At 61.1% G+C, this 13,053-nt stretch carries 13 protein-coding genes; 3 read left to right on the forward strand and 10 right to left on the reverse strand.

Going from position 1 to position 13,053, the window contains the following annotated elements; genetic code table 11:
• Positions 1-22: 22 nt before the first annotated feature.
• The 3 genes from ACMLHZ_RS09760 to ACMLHZ_RS09770 form a co-directional block, all read right to left on the reverse strand.
• Positions 23-1,387 carry an MATE family efflux transporter gene (locus ACMLHZ_RS09760; RefSeq protein WP_418667539.1) on the reverse strand — a complete coding sequence of 455 codons (1,365 nt, stop codon included), beginning with the start codon at positions 1,385-1,387 and terminating at the stop codon, positions 23-25.
• Between the two features lie 202 nt (positions 1,388-1,589).
• Positions 1,590-1,877, reverse strand: coding sequence for a hypothetical protein (locus ACMLHZ_RS09765; RefSeq protein ID WP_418667540.1), 288 nt, complete (start codon positions 1,875-1,877; stop codon positions 1,590-1,592).
• A 114-nt stretch (positions 1,878-1,991) separates the two neighbouring features.
• Positions 1,992-2,114, reverse strand: a complete 123-nt coding sequence (locus ACMLHZ_RS09770) for a hypothetical protein (protein ID WP_418667541.1) — start codon at positions 2,112-2,114, stop codon at positions 1,992-1,994.
• 68 nt (positions 2,115-2,182) lie between these two features.
• On the opposite strand from ACMLHZ_RS09770, the gene ACMLHZ_RS09775 reads away from it, so the two are divergent.
• Positions 2,183-3,250 (forward strand): hypothetical protein, encoded by a 1,068-nt coding sequence (locus ACMLHZ_RS09775; RefSeq protein WP_418667542.1) that lies wholly within the window; start codon positions 2,183-2,185, stop codon positions 3,248-3,250.
• A 136-nt stretch (positions 3,251-3,386) separates the two neighbouring features.
• Here ACMLHZ_RS09775 and ACMLHZ_RS09780 read toward each other — a convergent pair whose 3' ends face one another.
• A complete protein-coding gene (locus ACMLHZ_RS09780) occupies positions 3,387-3,605 on the reverse strand; it encodes a hypothetical protein (protein ID WP_418667543.1) in 219 nt (72 codons plus the stop codon).
• Positions 3,606-3,823: 218 nt separating this feature from the next.
• On the opposite strand from ACMLHZ_RS09780, the gene ACMLHZ_RS09785 reads away from it, so the two are divergent.
• The gene (locus tag ACMLHZ_RS09785; RefSeq protein WP_418667551.1) at positions 3,824-6,157 is read left to right on the forward strand and encodes an ATP-dependent DNA helicase; all 2,334 of its coding nucleotides are present in this window, start codon (positions 3,824-3,826) and stop codon (positions 6,155-6,157) included.
• A 123-nt stretch (positions 6,158-6,280) separates the two neighbouring features.
• Here ACMLHZ_RS09785 and ACMLHZ_RS09790 read toward each other — a convergent pair whose 3' ends face one another.
• Positions 6,281-7,048 (reverse strand): IclR family transcriptional regulator, encoded by a 768-nt coding sequence (locus ACMLHZ_RS09790; RefSeq protein ID WP_418667544.1) that lies wholly within the window; start codon positions 7,046-7,048, stop codon positions 6,281-6,283.
• 278 nt (positions 7,049-7,326) lie between these two features.
• Between ACMLHZ_RS09790 and ACMLHZ_RS09795 the strand changes: the two genes are divergently transcribed.
• Entirely contained in the window at positions 7,327-7,989 is a 663-nt protein-coding gene (locus ACMLHZ_RS09795) for an RraA family protein (protein ID WP_418667545.1), read from the forward strand.
• 59 nt (positions 7,990-8,048) lie between these two features.
• On the opposite strand, the gene ACMLHZ_RS09800 is transcribed toward ACMLHZ_RS09795, so the two are convergent.
• The 5 genes from ACMLHZ_RS09800 to ACMLHZ_RS09820 all read right to left on the reverse strand — a co-directional run bounded on the left by ACMLHZ_RS09800 (position 8,049) and on the right by ACMLHZ_RS09820 (position 12,998).
• Entirely contained in the window at positions 8,049-9,284 is a 1,236-nt protein-coding gene (locus tag ACMLHZ_RS09800) for a peptidase U32 family protein (RefSeq protein ID WP_418667546.1), read from the reverse strand.
• A 72-nt stretch (positions 9,285-9,356) separates the two neighbouring features.
• The gene (mltG, locus tag ACMLHZ_RS09805; protein ID WP_418667547.1) at positions 9,357-10,493 is read right to left on the reverse strand and encodes an endolytic transglycosylase MltG; all 1,137 of its coding nucleotides are present in this window, start codon (positions 10,491-10,493) and stop codon (positions 9,357-9,359) included.
• Between the two features lie 52 nt (positions 10,494-10,545).
• On the reverse strand, positions 10,546-11,376 hold the full coding sequence (locus tag ACMLHZ_RS09810; protein ID WP_418667548.1) for a GNAT family N-acetyltransferase: 831 nt from the start codon (positions 11,374-11,376) through the stop codon (positions 10,546-10,548).
• Positions 11,377-11,442: 66 nt separating this feature from the next.
• On the reverse strand, positions 11,443-12,336 hold the full coding sequence (locus tag ACMLHZ_RS09815; RefSeq protein WP_418667549.1) for a DUF2156 domain-containing protein: 894 nt from the start codon (positions 12,334-12,336) through the stop codon (positions 11,443-11,445).
• Positions 12,333-12,998 carry a dTMP kinase gene (locus tag ACMLHZ_RS09820; RefSeq protein ID WP_418667550.1) on the reverse strand — a complete coding sequence of 222 codons (666 nt, stop codon included), beginning with the start codon at positions 12,996-12,998 and terminating at the stop codon, positions 12,333-12,335. The genes ACMLHZ_RS09815 and ACMLHZ_RS09820 overlap by 4 nt, the downstream gene beginning before the upstream one ends.
• Positions 12,999-13,053 lie beyond the last annotated feature (55 nt).

Genomic DNA, 13,053 nt, shown 5'->3' on the forward strand with positions numbered 1-13,053 from the left:
GGCTTTTGAACCGTTTGTGTTTTCAGGCCTTTACGCCGCCGCCCGGTGCTTGCAGCCGGCGCAGCGTGCGCCGGAACAGCAGCACCGCCACCAGCGCGGCCAGCCCCTCCGCCACCGGAAACGCCGCCCACACCCCGGCAAGGCCCCACACCCGGGAAAGGCAAACGGCCAGCGGCGGGATCACCAGCAGCTGCCGGATCAGGGTAATCAGCAGCGAATCCATGCCCTTGCCCAGCGCCTCAAAGCCGCCCGCCAGCACGGTTCCGACAGTCGATACCAAAAAGCCCAGGCTGGCAATGCGCAGCATCGGCACGCCCAGGGCCATCATTCCCCCATCGGCCCCAAACAGCTGCATAATGGGGGCGGGCAGCGCCCAGAACAGCACCGTTCCCAGCGCCATGATCCCCGCGGTCACCAGCAGGCTGTCTTTCAAAGTGGCGCGCATGCGCCCGGCCTTCCCGGCCCCATAATTGTAGCTCACGATGGGGCGCATGCCCTGCACCAGGCCGTTCGCCGGCATGTACACAAAGGTCTGCAATTTAAAGTAAATACCGAACACTGCCACCGCCTGGCTGTGCAGGGTGGCAAGCAGTGCGTTCAGTGCCCCCACCAGCAGCGAGGGCATGGCCGCCATCATGCACGAGGGCACCCCCACCGCGTAGATCTTCTTGGCAATGGCGGCCTGCGGCCGCAGGCCGGAAAGCCGGATATGGATGCCCGTATCCGTGTGGATAAAATAGATCACGGCCAGCGTGCACGCGGTCATCTGGCCAATGATGGTGGCGATCGCCGCCCCCGTTACTCCCAGCGCGGGCATGCCCAGCAGCCCAAAAATGAGAACCGGGTCCAGCGCGATGTTCACAATGGCACCCACCGCCTGCAGGATCATGGGCACCACCATATTGCCCACCGCCTGGAACAGCTTTTCAATGTAAATGTGGAACAGGGTTCCAAAGGCCAGGCAGATCACGATGCGGGTGTAGCTTAAGCTCATGGCCAGCACCCCGGCATCCTGCGTAAACAGCCTCAAAAAGGGCTCCGCGCCAAACAGGCCCACCAGCAAAAAGATTAGCGCGTGCAGCCCGGTGAACACCAGCCCCATGCCCGCCGCCCGGTCCACGGCCTGCCGGTTGCCCTCGCCCAGGCTTCGGGCAATAAAGGCGTTTGCGCCCACGCCGTAGCCCACCGCAACTGCCAGCACCAGGTTCTGCAGCGGATATGCAAGCGACACAGCGGTCAGCGCATCCTGCGACAGCCGTGCCACAAACACGCTGTCCACCACATTGTAAAGTGATTGAATGAGCATGGAAATAATCGGCGGGATCGCCATTCCCATCAACAGCGGGAACACGGGCTTTGTGCCCATGGGGTTTTCAGCCTGCGGCAAAACGGGATCAACTCCTTTTCACAAAAAAGAGGCTACAGACCCCCTGTTTGTACTCAGAAACAGGTAAATCTATAGCCCCGGCAATTCCAGTGTGCCTTTCAAGACTTCGTTATGATAGCATCCCCCGCGCCGCTTGTCAAGCCGTGGCCGCAGCACACAAAAGCGCGGAACGCCGCTTGCAGGGCATTCCGCGCAAAAGCTTTTATTTCAGCAAGGTGATGCCGCCGATCAGCGGCAGAGGCTTATCCTGGTCCTGCGCGGCGTAGATCAGCCCCACCAGCGCGAAGATGCCCACGATCATGCTCACAATCCACATAAAGCGGCCCACAATGGGCACCCAGGTAAGCACCGTGGCCGCCAGCCCCGCAATGGCCAGCACCCCGGCCTGGTTCAGGTGGAACTTGGCCCCCTCTTTGTCTCCCGCCAGATAAGCGATCAGCCAACCCACCCAGCTCAGGTAGGCGATCACGCTCGTTGCTTTTTTGTTCATAAGTATATTCCTCCTCTTTTTCACATACTGTCGCCGTGTGTTTATATTTATTTTATCACTTTACCACCCTAAAATCAACCGTTTTTGCTATTTTATTCCCACAAAAACCGTTGCTCACTTCTCGCCCACCCACAGGCTGCACAACACCACAAACAGCACCATGAACAGCAGCACCAGCACAAAACGCGTCATTCCGCTCGCCCCCTTCCTTTTATTACCATACAAAATCAGCGGCAAATATTTGCGCGCAGTGTGGCGAATAAAATTTTCTTGGCATAACATGGGCAAAGAGAGGGGTGTTCACCATGGAAAACGACAAAAAAAGTGTGGATTTCTTTTTGGGCGCGGTTGGCCCCGGGGGCTTCCGTGGCTATTTTGAGCAGCTCGGCGCAGAACCGGGCATTCAGCTGTATCTCATCAAAAGCGGGCCCGGCTGCGGTAAAAGCACCATGATGCGCCGCATCGCCCAAAAAGCGGGCGACCCTGTGGAGCGCATCCATTGTTCCTCCGACCCCGACAGCCTCGATGGCGTTATCCTGCCCCGGCCCTTTGCCGCCGTGCTGGACGCCACCGCCCCCCATACGCTGGACCCGGCCTACCCCGGCGCGGCCGAAGAGGTGGTAAGCCTGTACCATACTATGGACACAAAGCGGCTCAAGGCAAACCGGGCCGAGATCATTGCCCTGTTCCGGCGCTGCAAGTGCCTGCAGGGCCGCGCAGCCCGCTATATTTCCAGTGCCGCCGAGCTTTTGGCCGACAGCCGCCGCACAGCCGCCGGCGCTGCGGATATGGAAAAGGCCCGCGCCTATGCAAACCGCCTGGCGCTGCGCTACCTGCCCCGGCGCGGGGGCGAAGGGCGCGAAAGCATACGCCTGCTCAGCGCCGTGACCCCCCAGGGCCACAAGGTGTTCCGCGATACCATTCCTGCCCTGGCCGACACCTTGGTGGTCTTTCACGATGAATATGGGGCCTGCAGCAGCCTTCTGATGGAAACGCTCCGCCGCCTGGGGTTAGAGCGCGGCTACCACGTTGTCACCTGCCCCTGCCCGCTTTCCGAGGGCAAGATCGACCATCTGTTCCTGCCCGAGCTCCGGCTGGCGTTTCTCACCAGCAACAGCTGGCATTCCATGGAGTTTCCGAACCAAAAGAATATTCATTGCACCCGGTTCGAGGCCAAAGACCGGCTTCGCTGCCGCAAAAAGCGCCTTCGTTTCAACCGGCGCGCCGCGGCCGACCTGCTGGCCCAGGCCAGCGCTATGCAGTGCGAGGCCAAAGCCAGCCATGACGAACTGGAGGCGTTTTACGGCGCCGCCGTCGACTTCTCCGCGGTGGACGCCGCGGCAGCGGCGCTGAACGCCAAGCTGGGGCTGTAAAATCTTTCGCCCCGCGCCCCCGTCCCTCCGGTTTTCGCGGGCTGTTTGTTCAAAACTTCCGGTTGCCTGCGGCCCCCGCCGGGCCGCAGGCAAAAAATACGGAGCGTTCTCCTTTTTGTGGAAAACGCTCCGTATTCTATTCCAAAGAATCCAGCACCACGTCTTTGAAATGACAAACTGAAACATCAAACCGGTTGAGCTGATGTGTCAGCCGCCGCACCATCGCCTCGTCACAGCCCACATCCTCCAGGGCAAACCTCATCTCTCTGCCGCAATAATAAGCGATGCCCCAGGTATCGTATTCGCCGGCACACGGCGAACACAGCCGCTGTTTGAACATTCTGTATTCACACATTTGGATCCCTCTTCCGCTTTTTTAAGTGCTAAGTCGTATGATACCCCAAGCTTTGCATCAAATGCTGTCGAAGTCTGTCCCTCCCACAAAGATTTGTGTCCTTCGCTCAATTACACCCCACCCATGGTGTTTTTTCACCTTTTGCTTTTAGCCTGCCATGTTATGTGGTACAATAAGGCGAACACATCAAGCAAAGGGGGCGGCCGGGTTTGGAACAGGTGCATTTGCCTGTGCGCCAACTGGTGGAATTTTTGCTTCAGACCGGCAGCATCGACAGCCGATTTTCCGGCTTTGACCGAGCCGCCGAGGGCGCGCGCATCCACCGCCGTCTGCAAAAAGCCGCGGGCGCAGGGTATGAGGCCGAAGTATATCTTAAACAGGAATACAGCGCCGCCGGGGTCGATTATCTCATCGACGGCCGGGCCGACGGCATTTTCACCGCGGACGGCCTCGTCACTGTGGACGAGATCAAGACCGTCACCATCCCGTCCGAGCAGATCACCCAGGACATGAAGCCTGTGCACTGGGCTCAGGGGCAGGTATACGCGGCAATCTATGCCGCCCAGCACAGCCTTGCCGAAATGGCGGTGCGGCTCACCTATTTCCAGGTGGATGAAGAAAAGATCATTCGTTTCACGCGGCGCTTTACCGCGGCCGAGCTGAATTCCTTTGTGCAGGCGCTCCTGGCCGAATATGCCCCCTGGGCAAAGCGAGCCGCCGCATGGGCCGGGGCCCGGGCCGCCAGCCTGCAGGCCCTGCCCTTTCCCTTTGACCACTACCGGGGCGGCCAGCGGGCCATGGCGGCGGCCGCTTACCGCACCTTTCGGGACGGTGGGCGCCTGCTGTGCCAGGCGCCCACCGGCATCGGCAAAACCATGAGCGCCCTGTTTCCTGCGCTCAAATCTATGGGCGAGGGCCGGGGCGAGCGCATTTTTTACCTCACCGCCCGCACCACCGCCCGCGCCGCCGCCGAGCAGGCCCTTGCCGCTCTGCGCGCCGCGCAGCCGGGGCTCTCGCTGAAAAGCATCACCCTTACCGCCAAAGACAAAGCCTGCCTACTGGAAAAGCGCGAGTGCACGCCAGACGCCTGCCCCTATGCCAGCGGCTATTACGACCGCATCCGGAACGTGCTGTGGCAGGCGCTGAACGAAAACGAATTCACCCGCCCTCTGTTGGAAGAGCTTGCAGCGCGGTTTCAGGTCTGCCCCTTCGAACTGGGGCTCGACCTCTCGCTTTGGTGCGATGTGATCGTGGGCGATTACAATTATCTCTTTGACCCTGTGGTCAGCCTCAAACGCTTTTTTGAAACCGGCGGCGACTATCTGTTTTTGGTGGACGAGGCCCACAACCTGCCCGACCGCGCCCGTGAGATGCACTCGGCGCATCTGCAAAAAAGCCAGCTCCTCGCCGCCCGAAAGCTGCTCGGCCCCGGCAAGGGCAAACTCAAGAACGCACTGGGCAAGGTGAACGCCGCTCTGATCGAGCTGCGCCGCCGGTGCGAGGCCGAACCGGGCCGCACCTTTTTCCAGGCCGAAACCCTGGCCGAATTCAACAAGCTTTTGGGCCGCTGCACCGGCCCCTTGGAGGAATGGCTCGATGAACATCGGGAGGGCGAGGCCCACGAGGCTTTGCTGGAGGTGTATTTCTCAGTGCGGGAATACCTGCGGGTAAGCGAAGGGTACGACGACCACTACATCACCCAGCTTGCCGCTTTTGGCAGCGATGTGCGCGCCAGCCAGCTCTGCCTGGACCCCAGCGCATTTTTGGACAAGAGCTTTTCCTGCGGCCGGGCGGCCGTGCTGTTCAGCGCCACGCTTTCTCCTGCCGCCTATTACAAGGATATCCTTGGCTGCGCCGCGGCCAAATGCGCGGCTCTGCCCAGCCCCTTCGACCCCGCGCGCCTGGGCCTTTACTGCGCGGCGGATGTGAGCACCCGCTACCGCGACCGGGAGAGCAGCCTCGGCGCCATTGCGGCGTATCTGGCGGCGCTGGTGGCAGCCCGGCCCGGCAACTACATGGCCTTTTTTCCCAGCTATGCCTACCTTGCACAGGTTTATGAGCATTTTTGCAGGGCCTACCCCCACGTGCCCACCATCCTGCAGGAAAGCGGCATGGGCGACGAAGCCCGCCAGGCCTTCCTCGCAAAATTCGAGGCGGGGTCCGGCGGCACCCTTTTGGGGTTTTCGGTCCTGGGCGGCGTCTTTGGCGAGGGGGTGGACCTGGTGGGCGACCGGCTCATCGGCACCGCCGTCGTTGGGGTGGGGCTGCCACAGGTAAACCCTCGGCAGGAGGCCCTGCGCCGTTATTTCGAGGATACCCGGGGCAGCGGGTTCGACTATGCCTACCGCTACCCCGGCTTCAACAAGGTTATGCAGGCCGCCGGGCGGGTCATCCGCACCCCCAAAGACAAGGGCACGGTGCTTTTGATCGACGACCGCTTTGCCGCCGCCGGCTACCGCCGGCTTTTCCCCGCCCACTGGGATCACTGCCGCTTTGTATACGGCAGCGATGAGCTGGAAGGGCAGCTTGCCCGTTTTTGGGCCGAGGCCTAGCGCTTTGCTCTTCGCCCGCATTCAAAACGGAAGGAAGCCCGGGCGCGGCCCCCAGGTTTGAGCGCATCACGCAAAAAGAGCAGAAGGGAAGCGCTCCCCTTCTGCTCTTTTACTTTTTCCTGCCTAGCGGGCCAGCTCTTTTTCCAGGCGCGCCGTCTCGTTTTTGAGCAGCTTCACAAGCTTCTCGATCCGCACCTCGTGAAACAGCACGTTGGGGTAGGCGATGCTTAGCGCCGCGGCCACCTGCCCATCCGGCAGCCGCACCGGGCAGGCCGCCGCGCCGATCTGCTCTATAAATTCGCCCGTGTCCAGTGCAAAGCCCTGCTGCCGGATCCCCCGGGCGATCTGCAAAAAACGCGCCTCGTCGGTGATGGTCTGGGGCGTGTACCGCTCGGCGGCTTTTCCGCCAAAGTACGAACGGATCGCCTCATCGCCCGCATAAGCCAGCAGCAGTTTTCCCGCCGCGCCGGTGTGCAGCGGGTAGGCGGCCCCCTCGTCCACCGTAATGCGGATGCGCTGCGGGCCGGGCGCTGTGGCCAGCACATAGCAGTTCCCGCCCGAAATAACATTCAGCTTGGCTGTTTCCCCGCTGTGCTGCGCCAGGCGCTCCAGGCCCGGCTGGGCCGCCTGCCGCAGCTGCTGCAGCCGCTCATCCCGGCTGCGGTAGGCACAGCGAAAAAGGCGGCCCGCAAAATACCTCCCGCTCTCCGGTTCCCGCTCCAGGTAGCCGTTCTTTTCCATCGCCTGCAAAAGCCGGTAAAACGAAGCCTTTGGGAACCCGCAGCTGCGGTGCAGCTCCTTTGCCGCCAGGCCCGCGGGTGCACGCAGCACCTGTTCCAACACCTGCGCCGCCCGTTCCAAAGCGGGCACGCCGGTATAGCTTTCCCCCATCTTTTCCAGCCCCTCTTTATTTAAAAGTTTATTATATAAAACTTATACTCCATATTCAATCATATTTCAAGTATATTGTTGACTATGCATTTTTAAAGTTTATTATACAAAACTATTTTTCGCAAGAATTAGAGATTTTGCCCTGGACCTCTCTCAAATCTTATGCAGGCTGCGAATTGCGCCGCACCTCTTTCCCCGGTTATGATAAGACCAGCGATCCAAAGGCCCTGCGCCTTTCGTTTTTATTCCGATTATAATCATAACAGGAGGCTTTTAAAATGACGGACATCTCCACCGAAGAACTGGTCGCGCGGTACAAAAAGCTGTATACCGGCATCGTGTCGGATGCCATGGATCAACTGGGCCTTCGCAAACACCTGCTGCCGGCCTATCTGCGCCCCCTCACGCCGGACATGGTCATTGCCGGCCCCGCCTTCACCGGCCTGGGCGAGCCTGTAACCGACGAAGCCTGCAACGACAACGACATCCGCTTCGCCATGCTGGAAAGCATCCAGCCCTGCGACATCCCGGTGTGGCAGACCAACATGACCGACACCTGCGCGCACTGGGGCGGGCTGATGACCCGCAGCACCCGCCAGGCCGGCGGCTGCGGAGCCATCATCGACGGCGGCGTGCGGGATGTAAATGATATTCTGCAGCAGGGCTTTCCCGTGTTCGCGCGCTTTTACTCCTGCGGCAGCTCGCTGGGCCGGTGGCGCATCTGCAGCTTCCAGCAGCCCATCCAGATCGGCGAGATCACCATTCATCCCGGCGACTTCATGATGGCGGACATCGACGGGGTGCTTGCCGTGCCTCGGGAGCACATTCTGGAAGTGCTGGAGCGGGCTGAGGATATGGCCGCCCGCGAAGACAGCATGGGCAAGGATATGGAAGCCGGCCTCGGCATCCGCGCCGCCTACGATAAATACGGCACCATCTGAGCTTTTTCAAAACAAGCCGCGCCCCAGTAAAAAAACGGGGCGCGGCTTGTTTTGGGCTGTTATGTCCTGGCCGCTTCCAGGCGGCGGCGCAGCAGGCTGTGGGGCGGCAGGGGCGTCTCGCAGGGGATGGTGTAGGCCATCATGGGGTGGGGGGTGGCTTCCACCCGCTCCCCCGCTCCGTTTGTGATCCAGGCGGGCGCAAAGCTCACGGTTTCCCCCGTGGGCAGCAGTGCTTCCAAGGCCTCGCCCCGCGCAAATTTGCCCCGCTGGGTGCAGCGGGCCACCCCCTCGCGCCATTGCTCCACCACGCCCACGAACTCCCACTGGCGGATGTATCCGCCGCTTGCCGTGTCCTGCCGGGCTTTTTCCGGGCCAAAATAGAACCCCGGTGAATAACGCCGGTGGCTGGTGCGGGCCAGCTCTTCCAGCACGCGATCCGGGCAGCGGTACTCACCGTCGGGGTTCTGCAAAAAGGCGTCCAGCGCCTGGCGGTAGGCACTGGTCACGCTTGCAACATAATAAAAGGTCTTTGCCCGGCCCTCGATCTTCAGGCTATCAATGCCCGCCCCGCAGATCAGGTCAATGAAGGGCGCGGTGCAAAGGTCGCAGGCGCTTAAAATATAGCTGCCGCCATCCCCTTCGCCCACCTCCATAAACTGCCCCGGGCGGCTTTCCTCCATCAGGTAATACTTCCAGCGGCAGGGCTGGGCGCACTGGCCGCGGTTCGCGTCACGCCCGGCCAGGTGCTGGCTCAGCAGGCACCTGCCGGACACACTCATACACATTGCCCCGTGCACAAAGGCCTCCAGCTCCAATTCCGCCGGCGCCTTTTGCCGGATCTCGGCAATGTCGGCAAGGCTCAGCTCCCGGGCCAGCACCACCCGCTTTGCCCCCAGCTCAAAGGCCGCCTTGGCGGCCGCCCAGTTGGTAATGCCCGCCTGGGTGGAAAGATGGACCTCCGCACCAGGCGCATGCTGCTTTACCAGCGCCAAAACGCCCAGGTCCGCCACGATAAACGCATCCACGCCGGCGGCCCACGCCTCGCGGATGGCCGCGGGCAGCCGTTCCAGCTCCCGGTTCGTGGGCAGGGTGTTCAGGGTGAGGTACAGCTTTTTGCCCCGGGCATGGCACAAAGCCGCCCCCTGGGCAAGCTGCTCCGGGGTAAAATTATCGGGCGCCGCGCGCATTCCAAATTCGGTCAGGCCCGCATACACCGCGTCCGCGCCGTAGCGCAGGGCATATTCCAGCCGTTCCAGGTCCCCCGCGGGGGCCAGCAGTTCCGGCACAGGCAGCATGCTTGTTTTCTCCTTACATACAAAGCGGCAAAGGCGCGCGGGGCATGGTGCCGGGCGCGCCTTTGCCTGTTTTTATTTCACCGAAAACGCCGTATTCACGTTGTTCTGGTGTTCGTTCACTGTTTTTGCGTAGTAGTATTTTCCGTTTTTATCGGTCACAAAGAAGTAGTACTTTTCCTCCAGGTATTCCTCATCCGGGTACAGCGCCGCCTGAAGGGCGTCGCTGCCCGGGTTCGATACCGGGCCCGCCGGCAGCCCCGCGCGCTCGTAGGTGTTGTAGGCGTTGTAGACATTCTGGGGGATATTGTCCCATCCGCCGTAATAGGGGGCGATCCAGTTGTAGATATAGTTGTTGTCGTTCGGGTTCTGCACATAGCTGCTCACGTTGCTCTCCAGCCGCGGAAAGGGCGAGCCCTCGGCAAGCCGGTTGTGGAACACGGCCGACACCCGGGCATCCTCGGCGTTGCCCGCCTCCTCCTGCACAAAGCTGGCCAGGGTGACGGCCTGCTCCAGGGTGAAACCCAGCTCGGCGGCACGCTGGCGCATTTCCGGCGTCACCTTTTTATCAAACTCGGCGTAGAAGGTGTTCACATAATTATAGACCGTGTCGTCCTCAAAAAACTCATAGGTGTCTGGGAACAGGTATCCTTCACACTTCATAAACCGGTCCGGGTCCTCGGGGATGGCGTTCCAAAAGTCGTACTGGCTGAAATCCCCGTTGTTGGCGACCTCCAAAAACTCGTCTTTTGTGCACAGGCCGTTTTCTTCCATCAGCTCGGCAAACCGAATGGCGGTGATCCCCTCGGGGAAGGTGACCGTCACGGTGGCGCGGCGCACGTATTGGCTCAGGGTTTCAATGATATCGTCGTAGCTCTGGCCCTTTTGCAGCACAAACTCGCCATACTGCAAATTGCCTGCGGCCCCCTTGTAGCGCAGATAATACCGGAACACCGTGGGCTGTTTAATGACACCCGCCTCGGCCAGGGTCTCGGCAATGGAGGTGGGCCCCTCCCCCTGCGCAATGCTCACCGTTACCTCCTCGCCCGGCTCGTCGCTCCCGGTGATCTCGTTGATGATCGAAACGCCCCATACCCCAAGCCCGATCAGCAGCGCCACAAACAGCGCCACCAAAATCAAGCAGCCGTTTGGCCCCTTGCGCCGTTTGCGGGGGGCCTCGTCCTCGTACTCCTCATAGCGGTATTTAGCCATACTTATGTTCCCTTCCTGCTTTTTTGCATTTCTGCAATCCTGTTTTTCTATTTTATTGATCTCCGTCCAGCATCAGGCGCATGTAGGCGTCCCGCACATCGAACGGCTGCCCCCAAAAATCAATCATTCCGTAATCCTGCGGGGCGCCCTCGCCCAAAAACAGGTTCTGCCCCTGCCCCAGGGTGATCACGGCCCGCCCGGCCCCGGTTTTTTGCCGCGCGGCCTCCATCAGCTTTTCCGCCGCCCGGTCGCCCTCAGCGAACAATTCCACAAAGCGCAGGGTATCCCCCTGCTGGAAATAAAAGCCGTAGCCCTCGTTTGTTTCCACTGTGGTTACACCGCCGGAATACAGGTCGGTAAGCGCCATAATATACCCGGCCCCGTTCAGCATCACACTCTGGGGGGCCCACCGGCGGCGCAGGGCTTCCCAGCCCTTTGCCGTAACGGAATCAAAATCCGCCCGCGCCCAAAGATTGTTGCGGATGGGCCGTTCCAGCCGCCGCAGGCCAAAGGCCTTTTCAAATCCCCGGGCCGCGTAGAAATCAAACAGCGCGGGCCCCGCCGGCACCAGAACCGCAAAGGCGGCGCCCCGCTGGCGCAGCTGCTGCCGTGCCCAGTCCATCAGGCCGGTCATAAGGCCCTTTCCCCGGGCCTCGCGGGCGGTGCACAGGCCGTAATAATAAACGCCCGGCCGGCCCTCCAGCGTCACCGGCGCCGCACACAGCAGCGCCGCGGGCTTTCCCTCCACTTCGGCCAAAAACACATTGCCCGGCCCGGCAAATTTTCCGATCACTTCGCCCGCAAAGGCGGGCGGGTCGCCAAAGCTGTCGGCGAACAAGGCCGCCAGCGCAGGCTGATCGGCAGGTTGTGCAGCGCGGAACATCTCTTTCCCCTCCCCGGAATTCTGCATGCGCAGGGGGCTTTCCCCTCTCCCTGCGGGCGCGGCCGCTCAGGGCTTCAGCGCGGCCAGATACTTGGGTTCAATAATGGCTGGGTGATACGACAGCTTTGCCGCCCGCAGGCCCTCGTCGCCCACGTCGTCCTCCCGGTTGATCAGCGGAAAACCCGCGCACACATTGCGGGCCATCTCCCGGTTGATGATGTTATAAGCGCCCTCCACATCGTACAGCGCCTTTTCCACGTGAGTGTCGAACACCCGGTCGTTGATGGGGCTGCCGAACGAAAACGCCACAATGCGCCCCCCCGCGGTAACATAGCCGCCCCGCAGGTCCAGGCGGGAAAAATTCTGAAACAGCAGCTCAATGGCCTCGTGCTCAGCCTGGATGCCGGGGTTGTCTTTGTTTTCATACAATTGGCTCCAGGCATCGTTGAAGGCCCGGATGGCGGGCAGATCCCCCTCGCTCAGGGGGTGGAACTGCCAGTCCGGGTTCTCCCGCACAAAACGGGAAACATGGTTGCGCTTTTTTTGAAACCGTTTTCCCGGCAGCTCAGCCAGGTCGTTCTGCTCGTAGATATAATCGTAATCCGCCCGGTCCGCCCGAATGTCAAACCGCCCGGGGTACCACTCTTCCAGCTGGTGCTTTGCCTCCAGCGACACGGAATACAGGGCCATGGGCTTGCCCTGGCTCCCGGCGTCGCGCACCAGCTCTTCAATGGCCTCCCGCTCATCGCCCCGGCCCACTGGCCACAGGTAATGGAACGCATCGCCCACATCGCTGCGAATGAGCACCCAGTCGCCATAACGGGCAATGTGGGTGTTATAAGAGCGGCTCCACATAAACTGGGTCACAAAGGCGTAACCACAGCACATGTAACCGCTGGAACGCATGATCGGCGCGGCCCAGGCAAAGTCCTGCGCCGTGATGGGATGAAATTCGGTCATAACTTCTCCTTTACAGCCTTGAGCACGTCGGCGTGGATGGCCTCAATGGGGCGCATTTCCTCCCCCTGGCAGCAGGCCACTCTGGCCCAGCCCAGCTGCGCGGCGCACCAGGCCGCCGCACGCTGGCTGCGTGCCAGATACTCAAAGTCTTTTTCGTGGATATCCTTCCGGGCCTCGTCGCCCTGGTAGCGCCCGCTCATAAGCCGCTGGCTCACCGCCGGGTCCACCTCCAGATAAACCACCTGGTCGGGCGATGGAATTCCAATCTTAGTATACTCAAAATCAAACAGCCAAGCCAAAAAAGCCTCCCACTTCTCGGGCGGCAGCTTGGAGCACTGGTGCACCGCATTGCTGGTGGTATAGCGGTCGGCCACCACAACGCCTCCTCCGCGGTAAAAAGCGCCCCAATCAGTCTTGTAGCTGGCAAACCGGTCCACCGAATAAAAAGCCGAGGCTGCGTAGGCGTTCACATCGTCCGGGTGGGTGCCGAACCGCCCGCCCAGATACATCTTGACCAGGGCCGACGAATCGCTGGCATAATCCGGGAACGTGATCTGGCGCACCTTTTGCCCTTCGGCGGCCAGCGCCCCCGCCAGCCGCTTTGCCTGGGTGGCCTTTCCGCTGCCGTCCAGCCCTTCCATCACAATGAGTTTTCCCTTCACTCAGTTCAGGGCCCCCTTTTTCAGGCTCGCATACTTTGCCCGCATTCCGGCGCTG

This window comes from Allofournierella sp. (genome assembly GCF_048388525.1).
GTDB lineage: Bacteria > Bacillota > Clostridia > Oscillospirales > Ruminococcaceae > BQOK01.